The sequence below is a fragment of the Fulvivirga kasyanovii genome, assembly GCF_009711405.1.
GTDB classification, from domain to species: domain Bacteria; phylum Bacteroidota; class Bacteroidia; order Cytophagales; family Cyclobacteriaceae; genus Fulvivirga; species Fulvivirga kasyanovii.
Genome location: NZ_SMLW01000656.1, coordinates 1 through 16,536 on the forward strand (window position 1 = coordinate 1; position 16,536 = coordinate 16,536).

Genomic DNA, 16,536 nt, shown 5'->3' on the forward strand with positions numbered 1-16,536 from the left:
TCTGAACAAACTAGATATTGACCATGATATAGTGGAGACTAACCACCATATCTATTTAAGAATACAAAGAGCCGGCAAGGTTTTTCTTATGGAATCAACCGACCCTATGTACGGATTTATTGCTGACCAGAAGGAAGTGGCTGAGAGACTTAATTCTTTGGACAGTAATGCGCCGGGTGAAAATGTTGTAACAGACAAGGACGTGTATGTTTTTGAGACCCGGGTTAATGAAAGTATCGATATGTATGACCTGGCAGGTTTGCATTATTATAACGCTGCCGTAAATTCCTATAATCAGGAGGATATTTCGGCTTCGGTCAATAACCTTGAGAAAGCAGTGATATTTTATTTCTCACCACGGATCAGTGAATTTGGAATGCTCGTCGCCAAAACGCTTCTACAAGTGGATCAGATACAGGATGAAGCGAAAAGGGACTATCTGAACCGGATCAATAATGTGTTAAGCGTGGAGAGGTCTTATGCTGTACGGTAATCACACAGGCTTAGTTAGAAAGAATCCTAACCTCTACCCTTCTGTTGTTTCTTCTGGCCTCGGCATCATCTTCCCGGCTCAGGGGTTGTGAGCCTCCGAAGGCTTTGGTACCTATCCTTTTTTTATCGATGCCTTTTTCTACCAGGTAATCCTTAACGGCTTCCACCCTCTTTTCAGAAAGCTTCATGTTTTGTCTGGGGTTGCCCCGAAAGTCTGTATGGCCTTCCAGTTGAATGGTAATATTTTCATTGCTGTTAAGCATATCGACCAACTCATCAAGCTCCTGGTGCGACTCTTCCGAAATGTCCGCTTTGCCCAGGGCAAAGATAAGTTTGTCAAGCCGGATTAGCTGGTTGATACCCGTAGGTTTCAGTTCAATTATTTTATTTCCATTGTTGGCCTGTAGTTCAGAGGCTTTCAATGTTTCCGTATAAGGCGCATACCCTTCTGCGCTCACCCTCAGGGAGTAGTCTTTACCCTCTTCCATATTGAAGGAGAAAGAGCTTCCGGAGAATATTCCAATTTTGCTACCGTACGGCAGGCTTTCATACTGGATTTTCGCTTTAACAGGCTCACGCGTAGAATAGTCAATTATATCTCCTTTTATAGGGATTATATCATTTGCATCCTGCGATTGCAGGTGCGGTGATAACGTTAACAACACCAGCATCAGCATACACATGAGTCCATTAAAGCGCATAAAGACCTCCTGTTTTTATTTTAGTCATTCATAATTTGAAATTCTACCCTACGGTTTTTGCTTCTTCCTTCTACAGTTGTGTTGGGTGCGGTTGGTTTGGTTTCTCCAAAATACTTAACCGTCAATCTCTTTTTGTCAACGCCATTTTTAACCAGGTAATTCATTACTGCATTTGCTCTGCGTTCAGATAGTCCCATGTTATATATGCCCGGGCCTACATCATCCGTGTGGCCTGCAATGGCTATTTCCATGTTAGGTCTGTCTTTCATCAACTGTACAACCCTGTTCAGCTCTGCATGTGACTCAGATTTTACTATAGCTTTGTCAAAGTCAAAGAAAACATTGTTCATCACCACGGTAGATTCCTTCTCGATAGGTACGAGATAAAGGTCTTTTCCTTCTACGATGTATTCACCATCCTCTTTGAAATCCCTCAGGTCTATATTCTGACTTTCTGCTACGAAGCCTTCTGCCTCTGCCCTTATACCGTACATTTCACCGGCAGGAAGCAATATTTCATACTCACCTGTCTTAGGGTTTGACTCAGTTATACCAATTTCCTTGCCATCTGATAACCTTTCGTAAATGATCTTAGCCCCAATGGGTTGTTTGGTTTTAGAGTCAAACAGTTTACCCTTTACGGCAATTACAGGCTCAGGTTGCTTGAACACCGGCAGTGAGACCCTGAAAATATCAAGATCTTCTTCACTCACACCCTGCGAATAGTAAGCATATTCACTATTGCCAGGTATATTGAAAAACAGGTCTTCGTATTGCGAATTAATGGTTGGGCCAAGGTTTTCAGGCTCCGACCAGTTGGTCCAGGTGTCGTCTAATCTCTTGGTAACAAATATATCGCTGCCTCCGAAGCCGCTATATCCATTGGAAGAAAAATATAATGTTTTGTCATCCGGGGCGAGGAACGGTGAAGCTTCTTCGCCCGCGGTATTTACTTTTTGAGAAAGGTTCAATGGCTCTGACCATGAGCTGTCATTTTGCATAAAGCTGACATACAGGTCACGACCCCCGTGAGAATCTTCACGCATAACCGACATAAGAAGCACTTTTCTATTATTTGCCAAAAAGAAGTTGGCTTTCTCAGAATAATTATAATCATTTTGAATATCAAGTGCTACGGGTTTCGACCAACTTCCTCCGGCGTTGGAACTGATGGATACACCCGCAGCCATTTTTCCATTGTCCAGGTACTGGTTGCCAAGAACCAGTAATACAGCTTTGCCGTCAGGTGTTACGGAACTCACAAAGTTGGGTCCGGCATTGTTAAGGCCTTTACCCATATTTTGGGCCAGTTTCCACTCTCCGTTTTCGTCCAGTTCAGAGTACCAGATATCTTCGGTATCCTCTACACCACCAATATTCTCAGGGTGGTTTTTTCGTGAAAAATAGAGTGTTTTACCATCAGGTGAAAGCAACGGCTTGTACTCCTTGTACTTACTGTTTACGTTTTCACTTAGTCTTTCTTTATCTACTTCGGGATTGATAAACTCAGGGATACTGATCTCGGGAATAATTGGAATATCCGAATCTGAAATAGCCACGGCATCCAGGCTATAGTACTCTGGCACGGCAGCACCATCCAACTCTATTTTTACGGCCTTCACCTTGTAAGGTGTGTATTCAACAAAGACATTGAGCATCCTTCCTTTCAGGGGTACGGCTCTCGGGCTAAAAGTATTGACCAGATATTCTTTGTCGTTTTCATCATAAACAAACACCTTAAAAATAGCGCTTGGGTTATACGACTCTGCAATTGCAATTTGTCGGATTTGAATAGGGTTTTCAAACCCGACTTTGATAAATTCTTTTTTGTTGGCGCGTTCGGGAGTCCATGCGTTGGGACTCTCACCTCCGGCCGGAAGCACGTTAGGTTTACCAAGAATTTGCTTGGCTGAATATTGAACAGGTGTTAGTTCCGAGGAGACATCTACAACTTCAGTAGCCCACTGTACAGTCTGAGAATAAGCGGAAATACTGATGATCATTAAAAGAACGAGGGGTAGAAATTTTTTCATAAATAGGTCGAATGGTTCAATTTTTAATTCCCAAAGGTAAACATAGTTAAATTTTTGCATTGATTCCACGTTCAAGTTATGAAATCATAATGTTGTAATAAGTACTAAAACATTACAAGGGTGTAAAAGAGGCTTAATTATGTAAAAGTGCTAAGTATAGGAATGTAACGGCAGGGTCTATTCCATGGATTTGTCCTGAAACAATAAAAAACCTACATGTAGGAGGGCTCCAAATTGAGCCTGAGGATCGTCATAGTAGTTGACACTGAAGCTGATGGGGCCTATAGGGCTATGTAATACTGTACTTGCACTACCTACAAAGTAGATATCTTCTATAACTTCGTCATACCTGGGTTGTTGATCTTCCTGCTGTTTTATAGCTTCCAGTGGCTTAAAAGCATATCCTTCAAGCCTAAAGTCGAGGTTTGGCCTGATGCTGATTACATTTCTCAGGCCTGCAGCAAGGTAGTTGTGCGCTCTGAAGTTTTCAAGAAACAGGGTACGACTATCCTGTAGAGGGTTAAAAGCAGGGGCATTGATGATAGTACTGTAGTAATTGCTAAAGAAAGGCTGGTTGGAAAGTACACCTTCGAAAAAGTACCCTGAACTGAAATTACCATTACGAAAGTATTGCTCTGCTGTGACTTTAGCCCTAAACCAGTCATGATTCTCCCGCGATCTGTCTTCTAATGCAGAGGTACTTCCCGGCTCATATTCTTCTTCAATGTTGAAGTAATCCAGACTAATATTAAATGCTTTTCCATCATTGGAATACTGCTTTCGGTTCAGGCTGTTTCTGTTGAAACTCACCCCGGTTCTCAAGCCACGCAGATCAAAAATATCCAGCGTGTCTGCAGATGTAAAAATGGAAGTGTTGGAAAACCGGTCCGTATTGTTTATCCACGCTACGTTAACGATACCTTTATACTGGGCTCCTACAGGAAAACCAATATTAAATCCGTACTTTCTGTCGGTGCTTACCAATACGGTTGATGTATTTTCCTGCTTAAGGATGTCATCCGCATCTATAAAATCCCAATTGTTATAGGTGACATCAGCTTCCAGATAGAGTTGATTGAAGATGGGTAAGTCAAGCCGGGATTTGACCTGGGCCGATTTGTAAAAGCTACCGGTGTAAAAATTAAGACTGTTTTTAAGTAAATAATTGTTGAAGTAATAGTACTCCAATCCTAAAAAGATCTGGCTTACGTTACGCGTTGCAATATTGCCGCCTATTTCTACATTAAAATTGTTTCTTGGTCTGCCGAAGATCTCCAATTGATAAGAATCAGTCCCGGCATTAAATGTAATATCCGGATATATAGTTCTGAAATATTTCTCTGATACCAGCCTGAAATATCCGGTCTTGACATCTTCAATATAGAGAGGCTCGCCTTTATTGAACTTGAATATCCGGCTTATATATTTTCTTTGCTTTGAGTTAAAGCCATGGAAATTGATATTGGAGAATTTTAAAGGAACATTTTTTTCGAAAAACTGATTGCGCCTTGTGGCAAGGGAGTCGCAGGAACTTCGCCGTTCTATGCTGGCTTTGATTTTATCCATTTGTCGCATAGTGGCCACATAGCCACTGTCAATAAGCGCCTTCGCTTTACTAAAGTCAAAAGCCGTATAACCTTTGAGATCCGGCTCAACATAGACCCCTGATTCCGGTATTATTTCCGGGTCTGTTTTGTCCAGAAGCATATAAAGCAGAGAGTTGTTAAGCAGCTCCTCATCTTTTTCATAGGGGTATTCAGTAAATATTTTTGAAGAAACGTTAACACCAATAACCACATCTGGTTCAAATTCTTCTATGGCTACATCTACAGGGAAGTTGTTGTAAATTCCTCCGTCAAAAAGGTATTTACCATCTATCCTTATGGGTCGGTAAAAAAAAGGTACGGAGAGCGTGGCCCTTAAAGCATGGCTGAGCGATCCGCTTTTAAGCACTACCTCGTTTTGAGTAAATATATCTGCCGCCACAATACGCGTGGGGATAAAAAGACTGTCGAAATTATAATTGGCATTGGCAGAAGGCTGGGCCAGTATTTCTACCAGGGCGAAATTCAGGGAAAGGTCGCTCGCAATGCTGGATGTAAGTGAAGCATTGAAAGTTGAATCCAGGGAAAGTTTCAGAGATAAAAAGGCAGCATTTGGTTTTTCCTTGTTGTAAAAGTAGTCATATTTCTTTTTTAATTCACCGCCCACCCACTGGCTAAGCTCCTTGCTGACCATGATCTCCTCAAGTTCGTCAGCAGAAAGACCGGCGGCATATGACCCGGCAACAATACCACCCATAGAGGTGCCTACTACATAATCAATAGGTATATTATTCTCTTCCAGAGCCTTAATAACACCCACATGGGCGATACCTTTTGCGCCTCCTCCGCTCAATACCAGCGCCACTTTTTGGGCATGGCTCAAAATGTTTACACTCAAAAGGCCTATAAAAAAGAGGAATTTAACCAACCACATACCGGTTAATAGATTTTGCGCCCTAAATGTAAACAAAAAAGCAAGGCTAATATTGCCTTGCTTATTAATTTTATAAGAAATATCCTTTATTTCGTGCTTGCCAGTACCTGTTGTTTTTTCTTAAATTCAATCTGGTTAAGCTTATCCATGAGTAAATCCCTTTGTACAACGTAGGCCTCCATTTTATCTTCTTTAACCGGCTCTGACGGCGGAAGATCTACTTCCAGGGCATCGATCTGAACACCGTTTTTCCAGAAGCGATAGCACAGGTGGTTACCCGTAGCCAAACCGGTGCTTCCAACATATCCGATGGTTTGGTTTTGTCTCACTCTTGTTCCCGGCTTTATGCCAGAAGCAATTTTGGACATGTGCAGGTATTGTGTTGTATAAGTGCTGTTATGCTTGATCTTCACGTAGTTGCCGTTGTACTTTTTGTATTCTGCAGCTACTACTATGCCATCACCAACAGATCGGATGGGAGTACCTTTCGGAGCTGCAAAGTCAGTACCTCTGTGGGCTTTCCATCTTTTCTGCACAGGATGGTACCTGTTACCTGAATATCTTGAACTTATTCTTGTAAATTCCAATGGGTATTTCAAAAGTGCTTTTCTTAGGCTTTGGCCTTTTTCATCGAAATAATCGACGCCACTGCCCTGATCAAAATGAAATGCGTAATAGTCATTGCCAAAGTGCTCAAAGTAAATGGCCTTGATATTTCCGATGCCTACAGACTCACCGTTTACCAGTTTGTCTTCATAAATAACTTTGAACTTATCGCCTTTCTGCAGCCTGAAGAAATCCAGTTGCCAGGCAAATACGTCAACGAAGTCGTTCGTTAACTGATGCGACAGGCCAAGTTCACTCATAGTTATCGACAGGTTTGATTCAATAACTCCTGAAATGCCTTTTTCTACTATTTGTACTTCCCTTTGCTTTTTCTCCACAGAGATTGAGTCACGCAGATTGAAGATTACATACTCTACGGGGTTGTGTTCATAAACAAGCGCTTTGGCTGTTTTAAGGGAATCCTGGTCGCAAATAAGCGTGTACTTTTTGTTTGCAGCTATCTTGCGCACATCGAATACATCCCTTGAGATGCTGGCAAGTTTGAAAATAGCTTCAGAGGAAACATTGTGTGCTGATAAAATTTCGGAAATGTTCTGATTCCTTTTAATTTTATCCTCGATCACGACCATCGAGTCAACCACAAGGCCGTAAAGCATTTTTGGCTCTACAGGTTCAATACTTACACTTGTGGAATCAGGAGCGTTGGCAATTTCCTGTTCAACAGATTTTGATTCGTTAAGGACAGGAATTAAAAAATAGAAACCGAGAGAAATTGTGGCCAAAATGATCAGCCCAAGATACTTTTTTGACATGTTGGTTTTAAGTTTAAAAAATTCGCTAACTAGCCCGCAAATAAGCGAAAACTGCGGCTAATATTAATGAATAAGTAAGAAAAATGCCAAATTTTTGTGATGTTTTAATTCATCTCTTTCAATGAAACTATTTATATGACTGATAATCAAAGAGTTAGTTCTGAAATAAAATCGATAAGTGTCATGGGTATGGGTTGGCTTGGCTTCCCCTTAGGTAAGTTTTTGGCCAAAAATTCACATCATGTAAAAGGTTCTACCACCACGGCCGCTAAAGTTAAATCCATAAATGAAGCAGGAGCCAAGGGCTACCATCTGGCCTTACCTAATCTTGACAATAGCAACAACTTTTTTGAAACCGATATTCTGATCATTTCTATACCGCCTTCGATAAAGGGTTATGACGAAGTGATTAATGCACTGCTTAAACAGGTCATTCAGCATAACATTCCCTGGGTGATATTTGTGAGCTCTACTTCTGTATATCCCAATACTGGTGGGCTGGTAAGGGAGGAGGATGCGGAGGATATAGCTTCCGCGCATTCAGGGGTAAGGCTCCTGGAAGTGGAAAACCTCTTTAGAAATAACCCGGAGTTTGACGCCACCATTATCCGTTTCGCAGGGCTCTATGGACCAGCCAGGGAACCAGGGAGGTTCCTTGCAGGCAAAACTGATGTTAAAGGGGCAGACATACCCGTAAACCTTATCCACCTCGATGACTGCATAGGAATAATTAACAAGGTGATTGAAAAAGAAGCCAGAGGACAGACTTTTAATGCATGTGCTCCTAACCACCCTAACCGAAAGGATTTCTACGTTAAGGCATGCAAGAGTTTGGGTCTGGAGCCGCCCCGGTTTAATGCGGAGCCGGCTCCATTTAAAATTATTGACTCGGGTAAACTCATGAATAACCTACAGTATCAATTTATTCATGAAAATCCTATGGATGACCTTTAGTTGTAGAGCTGCTCAAATTTTTTAGAGCCTTCATCAAGAAACTCGATGAAGTTGGGAACACTCCGGTCATAAGTCACCGGTGCCACCAATACTTTTTCATCCAGGCCTACGAGTACATAAAAGGGCTGAGCGTTATTATTAAGGTTAGTTATTTGCAAGTCGGCATTTTGCTTGCCGATAGTCTTTTTAACCTTTCCATCATACTTTGAGGTGTACCAGTCCGACTCCGGAAGCTCTGTTTTGTCGTCTACATAAAGAGCTACAATCACATAGTCTTCCTTAAGCCTTCGAAGTACTTCCGGGTCTGACCAGACTACTGCTTCCATTTCGCGGCAGTTTGTGCAGCCATGGCCTGTAAAATCTATGAAAAGGGGCTTGTTTTGTTTGCGGGCACATGCCAGAGCCTGATCGTAATCAAAATAGCCATTCAGTCCGTGTGGTAAATGCAGAAAATCACCATACTTGGGTTCGCCGCATTCGGCAAATTCGGCCTCGTCAGCCTGCCTTGCCAAACCTATGAGGTCAAAATCATGCGTGTACATTGGAGGCAGGTATCCCGCCAGTGCTTTAAGCGGAGCGCCCCACATGCCGGGGATCAGGTAGAGCACAAAGGTAAAAGTAGCAATGGCCATCATGAGCCTGGGTACACTGATCACCTCCAGCTTATTGTCATGTGGCAGGCGTATTTTACCAAGCAGATAGAAGCCCATGAGAGTGAAGATTATAATCCAGATAGCAATGTTTACTTCCCTGTCTAAAATGCCCCAGTGAAAAGCCTGGTCTGCTATACTTAGGAACTTAAAGGCAAGTGCCAGCTCTATGAAGCCGAGGACCACTTTGACAGAGTTAAGCCAACCTCCTGATTTTGGAAGGTTGCTGAGCCACTTGGGAAAAACAGCAAATAGGGTAAAAGGAATGGCAAATGCCAGTGAAAATGCAAACATTCCCAGGATGGGTTTTAGGATTTGCCCTCCTGCTGACCCTACTAAAATACTGCCTACAATTGGGCCGGTGCATGAAAACGAAACCAGTACAAGCGTAAAGGCCATAAAAAATACACCTATTAATCCGCCTTTGTCCGCTTTTCTATCCATATTATTCACAAAAGAGCTGGGCAGCGTTATGTCGAATAAGCCGAAAAAGGATAGAGCGAAAATAAGGAAGACACTGAAAAAGATGATGTTGGGGAGCCATTCGGTGGAAAGATGATTGGCTGTTTCCGGGCCCATCAATGGAGCCAGTGCCGAACCAATGAGCGTGTAGATTATAATTATTGAAAAGCCATAGATAAATGCTTTCCCCGGGCCTTTTCCTCCTCCGGTGAAATAACTTACGGTCATCGGGATCATCGGGAATACACATGGCGTAAGCAGTGCTGCCAAACCGGCAACAAAAGCAAAGATCATAAACCAGATCAGAGATCCATCTTTTTCATCTTTTACTACCAAAGATTCATCCAAAACAGGACCTGTATTAGCCGTTGCAGAATAATCTTTTTTAACAGACTTAACTGTGTCAGCTACTGCGACCGCGGTGTTGGCAGGATTACCATTTTCCCCGACCTTTTCCTCGTCCTTAGTTTCTTCGTTTTTGGGCTGCGGCTGATCCTGATTTTCTTTCTCTTGATTTTCTTTGTTATCAGGTTGGGCAGATGCGTTGCCGGAGGCTTTGACACTGAAATCGTCAAAAGTAAAGTCGTGGTCAAACGGGATACATTTTCCGTCTACATCGGAGCATACCTGAAACTCATAATTTCCTGATATTTTGAGGTTTGTGCTCAGGACTTTTATAGTCTGGCGAAACTCTCCTTTTTTCTTGAAGATCCTTACGTTACATTCAAAGATGTCATCATACTTTTCCGTAGGGTTAATGGCTTTTAAATCGCCTGCTAACTCATAACTACTATTGGGTATGAAGGTGAAGGTGGTGACCATCGGCCCGCAGTCAGGGTCGAAGTCCGATGAGTAGAGATACCAGTCTTTAATGATCTCTGCATGAAAGATAAGGTCTATTTTGTCCCCTACTTTAACTTCTTTCTTACTCACTGAAGTGGTCCAGGAGGAAGGTGTGATAACCTGAGAAAATAGTGGTAACGAAAAAATCAGGCTGGTAAGTAAAAAAAATAACTTTTTCATGTCGACACGTTTGGCCATTAAATATGCAAAAAAGGACTCAAATTTTAATTACGCTTAAAAAATGCTTTAAGTTCTTAAAATGTTCTGATACTCAACACGTGTAATAGTTGCAAAAGGATGGTTGACAGATAAATTATTCTTCATGATCTTGTTTTGATCAGAAGCAGAAAGGCCCCCGGCAGCTTGTTCCGGAGGCCTTTTATGTTTTATTTACTCATTTCAGAGAAGTGCTTGTAAAACAGTGTTATGGTTTCTATACCTTTCATATAATTGAATATTCCATAATGCTCATTTGGTGAGTGTATGGCATCCGAATCAAGGCCAAAGCCCATCAATACGGTGTTTAGCTTAAGCTCATCCTTAAACAGTGAAACAATTGGAATACTTCCGCCATCCCGGGTTGGGATTGGGGCCTTTCCAAAAGCTTCTTCAAATGCTGCACTGGCTGCCGCATAGGCTACAGAATCTGTTGGTGTAAGTGCCGGTTCGCCACCATGGTGAGGGACAACTTTTACTTTAACGGATTTTGGCGCAATGGCTTTAAAATGCTTTGAAAACAATTCTGTGATCTCGTGTGATTTTTGACCGGGAACGAGTCTCATGGAAATCTTTGCGTAAGCCTTTGAAGGCAACACGGTTTTAGCCCCTTCACCGATGTATCCTCCCCAAATCCCGTTTACATCCAGTGTAGGCCTGATACCTGTCCTTTCCAGCGTGGTATATCCTTTTTCTCCGTTTACATCGTCTATGTCCAGATCTTTTTTGTACTCCTCAAGGTCAAAAGGGGCACTGTTTAAAGCTTCACGCTCTTCTTTGCTCAGCTCTTCTACCTTATCATAGAAACCCGGAATGGTAATGTGGTTGTTTTCATCTTTTAATGATGCGATCATTTCGCAGAGCACATTGATAGGGTTAGCCACTGCGCCACCATATACACCTGAATGCAGGTCTCTGTTTGGTCCTGTTACTTCAACCTGCAGATAGCTTAACCCGCGTAAACCTACGGTGAGGGAAGGGGTATCGTTGTCAATCATGGCCGTGTCAGAGATCAGGATAATGTCTGCTGCCAGCTTTTCTTTATTTTCTTTTACAAAGATGGCCAGGTTATCAGAACCAACTTCTTCTTCCCCTTCAATCATGAACTTTACATTGCACGTCAGCGAGTTGGTAGCCATCATGGTTTCGAAGGCTTTTACGTGCATATACATCTGACCTTTGTCGTCACATGCGCCACGTGCATATATTTTATCGTTTTTGATGACCGGTTCAAAAGGAGGTGAATCCCATAGCTCGTAAGGGTCAGCAGGCTGCACATCGTAGTGTCCGTAAACCAGCACTGTTGGAAGGTTTTTGTCAATTATTTTCTCTCCGTAGACTATGGGGTATCCGGCAGTTTCGCAAATCTCCGCTTTGTCTACACCGGCTTTTTCAAGGCTGGACTTAATAAAATCCGCTGTTTTAAGCACATCCTTTTTAAACTTACTGTCAGCGCTTACTGAGGGAATGCTTAGGAGGTCCAGAAGTTCATCCAGAAATTTTTGTTTGTTTTGTTCTATGTAGTCGTGGCTATTCATGTTGTGATCGGGTTTTTAAAGGCCACAAAGGTAGTCCGATATTGTCAAATAGCCAATTTATAACGTTTGTTGTTCCTAAACGGCAGGTAGCACTATTTTAAATGTAGTGCCCACGTTGACTTTGCTCTTTACGGAAATCTCACCACCAAGCTTATTGACGGATTGTTTAACGATATACATGCCCAGGCCAGACCCTTCGGATTTCTCCGTGGCCCGGTAAAACATATCAAATATTTTTTCGATCTGGCTTTTATGGATGCCAATACCATTGTCTTTGAAAGTAATAACCAGTGCGGTTGGTGTAAAAACGGCGGTGATTTTTAGGTAACTGTTGCCTGCTTCCGGGTTTACATATTTATAGGCATTGGAAATAATATTGCTGAATATAATTTTGAGTCTTAGCGGGTCACTGGTAAATGATTTGCTTTCCCCCTCTATGGTTAAGGTCGTTTTTACCTGCTTAAAATTTTCCAGGTATTCGAGGTCATTAATGCAGTTTTCAATGAGTGTTTTAAGTTCAAAGGGCTCCATTTTCACTTCTGTGCGGCTGGCTTTGGCATAGTTCAGCATTGATCGCACAAATTCATCAAGCTTTAATATGCTTTTTTCGATCCTTCCCAAATATTCGGCCTGGTGCTCGCGGTCTTCGTCAATTTTGGCAATATTAACCAAGCCCAGAATAGAGGTTAAAGGAGATCTTAAATCGTGGGAAGTTTTATAAACCAACTGGTCAAGTTCAAAATTTCTGTCCGACAGTTCCCTCAAGGCTACGTTAAGTTCTTCTTCCCTGCTGGCCAGTGCGAGGTTTTGCTTTCTTAGCTCTTCGTTAAGCCGGGTCAGCTTATCCTCTGCCATTTTTATTTCGGTAATGTCTCTTACAGCGCCATCAAAGATATCTTCGCCATTGGAACCTCTGGTATGCGAACAACTGTATAAGCCCCAGAATGTATCACCGTTCTTTTTTACCAGCTCAACTTCTTTATTGCGAACAAAACCTTCACGACGAATGGATTCTATGATCCGCTTTCGGGCGCTTTCTTCCGCATACAGTACATTCGGATCTATTTCCAGAACTTCTTCTTCAGTTTCATAGCCAAATATTTCCACGAATGCCTCATTGGCAAAGACGATACCTCCCTGGACGGATGTACGGAATATACCTTCGGTAATATTCTGGCTGATCGAAGTCAGGAGCTGCTCGTTTTGCCTTGATTTTTCTTCAGCCATTTTTTGTTTGGTAATATCCCTTATTGCACCGTCAAAGTAGGTCTGGTTATTTTCGCCTTTGATCAAAGAAGAGCTCATTAAACCCCAAAATTCCGAACCGTCTTTTCTTTTGAACCTTACCTCTACATTGTTGATGTTTTTCTTACTTAACAGTAGCTCATGGATTCCTTTGCGGGTGTCTTTGGATGCATAAAGTTTGGAAGAGTGAATCTTATTGAGTGATTCGAGAGAGTCGAAGCCAAACATTTTCAGAAAGGCCTGATTTACATATTTGAAGCTTCCGGTGGGTATGCTACGGTAAATTCCTTCATTGATGTTCTGATTGATGCCTTCCAGCAACTGGCTCGATTCCCGCGCCTTGTCTTCCGCCAGCTTTTGCTTAGTAATATCCCTGAAATTAGAAATAATGCCACCTACCTCGGGTTTATCGAGCAGGTTGGTAAGCGTAGCATCTGACCATAGGTAGTGTCCGTCTGCATGTTGCAACCTAAACCGGTAATTAAGGCTTTCGCCAGGCTTTGACAGTATGCTCTTAAAGGCATTCAGAGAGATGGCCATATCATCAGGGTGAATGAAATCAGTGCCTTTCTTGCCACAAACTTCGCTTTCGGCATATCCTGCAATATTTTGTACCGAGGGGCTTGCATAGATGATTATGCCTTCTGCATCATAAAGCACAATACCTTCATATGCATTTTCTATTAAAGCCCTGAACTTTTTCTCTCGTGAAGTTAACCTGAGTTCGTAGCTCTTCTTTTCGGTAATGTCGTTAGAAGCATACAGCAAATGGGTACACTCACCCTTTTTATTGGTGATGGGTGTAATTGATGAGGAGTAGTACCTGATTGCACCCTTAAATTCAAATTCTTCTATAAAAATGTTGGTTTCGCAGGTTTCAAGTACCTCTTCATATTTGTCCAGGACCTCGAGGGCCTTTGTTTTGCTGTACTCATATTCCTCATACATCACATCAGTAATGCTCCTCCCCAGGAATGTTTTTGCTGTAATTTTAGGATTAAACGATCTGGCGGCCTCCAAATAGGAAGGGTTTATAGATAAGATGACCAACTCGGATTTATTTTTTACTTCCAGTAAGCAAAACAGGTCTGAGGTATTTTGAAAAATTAGCGACAGATAGCTATTTTCCGCATTAAGCTCATCGTTATTATTGGTTTCAGAGGATTTCATTTAGCGCAGTACCAACATAAATTATCCAAATTAGCCTAATCAATATACTAGAAAAATACGAAAATTAAAGGCTGTCAATGTTTTAAATGGAAAGCCCCAGCCCAAACTCAACCATATCTGCTGTACGGCTATGTGCCTTGAGTGTAACCTGCGGGAAAAAGTTTGGCGTCACCATGTATTTGAAGCCATAGCGCTGGTACCAGGTGGATTCGTAATAATCCTGAGGTTTGTATATATAAAATCCTCCCTGAAGAATAACCATCATTTTGCCCAGTATCAATTCCGATCCTATAGTCAGTGCCACCTGCCTGCCATCATCATCGAGAGTACTTTCTGTTATTCCATTTTTTACATTGTGAACGGCCCATGCTTTTTTTACCGATTCACCCGCGTAGTCAAACCCATCTACACCCAAAAGGATCGTATTGTACCGGGTCAACTGGCGGCTGGCATAGAGACTTATGCTGTATGCTTTATGTTTCGTATCTTCAGTAAGTACCTCTCTCCAGGCTGTACCTCCAAACAGATTGACATGCCACTTCTTATCAATGGTTTTTGTTGTATCCTTTTCAAATTTGATTTTCTGTGGGTTTGGTACATAGCGCAAGCCTATTCCGGCTATTGGGAAATTCATGCCATTATTGGGCATGTTAAGCTTACCGTTTGAGTAGTGCCTGAATGCCAGGTTGATATTAAAGTAGTATTGATCCGTTAGCTTTATCTCATGATGAATGGTGCCCCTGAGTACATAACTTATTTTACTGCTGATGGCTTTGTTGTCCGGGTTTTCTGTTTCTTCAAAAGTGCGTGTGGAGTATACAAAGCCGGTGCCGATATTGAGCCTCCACTGGTTTTTCCGGTTATTGTTGGTCGTTACATCAAGGTAGCTTGTCAGTGTATAGACACTTCCCAGTTCCCGGGGCACGCCATAATTAAAATATGAAGCCGCAAACCCTACATGTGGATAATTAAACAATCTTTCCCACCTGTGACTTCCATTGGTGATCTTGGCTGCATACAACTCTATCCCATAAAGGTTCGACATTTGCAGCTTTGGCATGTCTTCTTTGTACCTCAATACACCTCCATAATAAGGGTTGGCACCAAACGACCATGAGGGTTTTTGCTGAGAGAAAAGGTTTTGACCAAAAAATAAAGTGACAACAAAAAATGTAAAAAAATATCGCATAGGTTCTTAAAGTATTTGACGCAGAGCGGTTATGAGGTCATTCACCTCCTGTTCGCTGTTGTAATAATGTACTGAAGCTCTGACCACTTCTTCCAAATTTCTATCTTCCATGTCCAGCAAAGTGCTGCTTTTATGAGAAACGACTGTGTTGAAGCCCTTTGCACTCAATGCTTCCTTGAGCTTTATGGCAGCCATGGGAGAGGTGAAAGTAACTATTCCGGATTGTACAGCGCCGATGTCAGTCACTTTTACGCCTTCTATCTTATTTAATTCGTTTCGCAAATATTTTGAAAGGTGCACAACCCGTTCCCATATTTTGTTAATTCCCAGGCTGTTAACCTCTTTAAAGGCTTGTGCCAGGCCAATTTTGGCAGCCAGGTTTGATTCCCAGGTTTCAAACATTTTTGCATCTGCCCGTACTTCATAAGTATCCGCTTTTACCCAGTTTGCCGAGTGAAGATCGAGGTTGAAGGGTTTAAGGGATGGTAAAACCTCTTTATTTGCGTATAAAAAACCGGTGCCTCGCGGCCCTCTGAGGTATTTGCGACCCGTAGCAGACAGGAAATGGCAACCAATCTTTTTGACATCAATAGGATATTGACCAATGGATTGGCAGGCATCCAACAAGTACAGGATATTATATTTTTTAGCCAGCTCACCTATTTTTTCTGCGGGATTGACCAAGCCACTGTTTGTAGGAATGTGTGTAATGGAGATCAGCTTTACACTTTCATCTATGCTTTCTTCCAGCTTTTGCAGGTCTATCTCCCCGGCACTGTTAGAAGGGATCACTCTTATATTGACCTCTTTTTCTTTTTTCTGATACAGGTATGAGATAAAGTTGCTGGCATACTCTGCTTTTGTGGTGAGTATGGTATCCCCTTTCTTAAACGGGATAGAAAAAAATGCCCTTTGCCATGCTACAGTAGCACTTTCTGTAAAAGCGATTTCTTCCGGTGATGCATTGATAAGCCTGGCAGCCTCGCTATAAAATTCGTCAAGCTGAGCTTTGTGTTTTGCCGCTGTCTCGTATCCGCCATACCGGGCCTCCTTTTTTAAGTAGTCCATTTGGGCATCCAGTACCTGCTGGCTTACCAAAGAAGCGCCTGCACTGTTAAAATGTACTACATGTGTTACTCCCGGGGTATTTTGACGAATAGTCTGAATATCCATTATCAAATGTTTT

General features: G+C 42.1%; 11 protein-coding genes. 2 read left to right on the forward strand and 9 right to left on the reverse strand.

The genetic code is table 11. The annotated features are described in order from the left end of the window. Window positions 1-493, forward strand: a 493-nt coding sequence (locus tag E1163_RS30740; RefSeq protein ID WP_185156205.1) for a hypothetical protein, incomplete at its 5' end; no start/stop codon positions are given. Window positions 494-503: 10 nt separating this feature from the next. Here E1163_RS30740 and E1163_RS24845 read toward each other — a convergent pair. The 4 genes from E1163_RS24845 to E1163_RS24860 all read right to left on the reverse strand — a co-directional run bounded on the left by E1163_RS24845 (window position 504) and on the right by E1163_RS24860 (window position 7,083). Continuing rightward, window positions 504-1,193 (reverse strand): OmpA family protein, encoded by a 690-nt coding sequence (locus E1163_RS24845; protein ID WP_155175475.1) that lies wholly within the window; start codon window positions 1,191-1,193, stop codon window positions 504-506. Between the two features lie 20 nt (window positions 1,194-1,213). Then, window positions 1,214-3,226, reverse strand: a complete 2,013-nt coding sequence (locus E1163_RS24850; RefSeq protein WP_155175477.1) for an OmpA family protein — start codon at window positions 3,224-3,226, stop codon at window positions 1,214-1,216. Window positions 3,227-3,403: 177 nt separating this feature from the next. Then, the gene (locus E1163_RS24855; protein ID WP_155175479.1) at window positions 3,404-5,704 is read right to left on the reverse strand and encodes a patatin-like phospholipase family protein; all 2,301 of its coding nucleotides are present in this window, start codon (window positions 5,702-5,704) and stop codon (window positions 3,404-3,406) included. An 86-nt stretch (window positions 5,705-5,790) separates the two neighbouring features. Further along, entirely contained in the window at window positions 5,791-7,083 is a 1,293-nt protein-coding gene (locus tag E1163_RS24860) for a peptidoglycan DD-metalloendopeptidase family protein (protein ID WP_155175481.1), read from the reverse strand. 135 nt (window positions 7,084-7,218) lie between these two features. Here E1163_RS24860 and E1163_RS24865 point away from each other — a divergent pair, with 135 nt between their 5' ends. Next, complete coding sequence (locus E1163_RS24865) at window positions 7,219-8,037, forward strand: Rossmann-fold NAD(P)-binding domain-containing protein (protein ID WP_155175483.1); 819 nt, start codon at window positions 7,219-7,221, stop codon at window positions 8,035-8,037. On the opposite strand, the gene E1163_RS24870 is transcribed toward E1163_RS24865, so the two are convergent. From E1163_RS24870 to E1163_RS24890, 5 genes are all read right to left on the reverse strand, one after another. Then, complete coding sequence (locus E1163_RS24870) at window positions 8,034-10,172, reverse strand: protein-disulfide reductase DsbD family protein (RefSeq protein ID WP_155175485.1); 2,139 nt, start codon at window positions 10,170-10,172, stop codon at window positions 8,034-8,036. The genes E1163_RS24865 and E1163_RS24870 overlap by 4 nt on opposite strands. 206 nt (window positions 10,173-10,378) lie before the next feature. Continuing rightward, a complete protein-coding gene (locus E1163_RS24875; RefSeq protein ID WP_155175489.1) occupies window positions 10,379-11,746 on the reverse strand; it encodes a dipeptidase in 1,368 nt (455 codons plus the stop codon). Between the two features lie 75 nt (window positions 11,747-11,821). Further along, window positions 11,822-14,161, reverse strand: coding sequence for a PAS domain-containing protein (locus E1163_RS24880; protein ID WP_155175491.1), 2,340 nt, complete (start codon window positions 14,159-14,161; stop codon window positions 11,822-11,824). 82 nt (window positions 14,162-14,243) lie between these two features. Further along, window positions 14,244-15,350 (reverse strand): acyloxyacyl hydrolase, encoded by a 1,107-nt coding sequence (locus E1163_RS24885; RefSeq protein WP_155175493.1) that lies wholly within the window; start codon window positions 15,348-15,350, stop codon window positions 14,244-14,246. Window positions 15,351-15,356: 6 nt separating this feature from the next. Further along, on the reverse strand, window positions 15,357-16,523 hold the full coding sequence (locus E1163_RS24890) for an aminotransferase class V-fold PLP-dependent enzyme (protein WP_155175497.1): 1,167 nt from the start codon (window positions 16,521-16,523) through the stop codon (window positions 15,357-15,359). Window positions 16,524-16,536 lie beyond the last annotated feature (13 nt).

Coding starts and splice junctions, on each gene's coding strand:
- E1163_RS24860 (WP_155175481.1), bottom strand. CDS start 7,083: ATGTCAAAAAAGTATCTTGGGCTGATCATTTTGGCCACAATTTCTCTC.
- E1163_RS24880 (WP_155175491.1), bottom strand. CDS start 14,161: ATGAAATCCTCTGAAACCAATAATAACGATGAGCTTAATGCGGAAAAT.
- E1163_RS24870 (WP_155175485.1), bottom strand. CDS start 10,172: ATGAAAAAGTTATTTTTTTTACTTACCAGCCTGATTTTTTCGTTACCA.
- E1163_RS24885 (WP_155175493.1), bottom strand. CDS start 15,350: ATGCGATATTTTTTTACATTTTTTGTTGTCACTTTATTTTTTGGTCAA.
- E1163_RS24850 (WP_155175477.1), bottom strand. CDS start 3,226: ATGAAAAAATTTCTACCCCTCGTTCTTTTAATGATCATCAGTATTTCC.
- E1163_RS24865 (WP_155175483.1), top strand. CDS start 7,219: ATGACTGATAATCAAAGAGTTAGTTCTGAAATAAAATCGATAAGTGTC.
- E1163_RS24875 (WP_155175489.1), bottom strand. CDS start 11,746: ATGAATAGCCACGACTACATAGAACAAAACAAACAAAAATTTCTGGAT.
- E1163_RS24855 (WP_155175479.1), bottom strand. CDS start 5,704: ATGTGGTTGGTTAAATTCCTCTTTTTTATAGGCCTTTTGAGTGTAAAC.
- E1163_RS24890 (WP_155175497.1), bottom strand. CDS start 16,523: ATGGATATTCAGACTATTCGTCAAAATACCCCGGGAGTAACACATGTA.
- E1163_RS24845 (WP_155175475.1), bottom strand. CDS start 1,193: ATGCGCTTTAATGGACTCATGTGTATGCTGATGCTGGTGTTGTTAACG.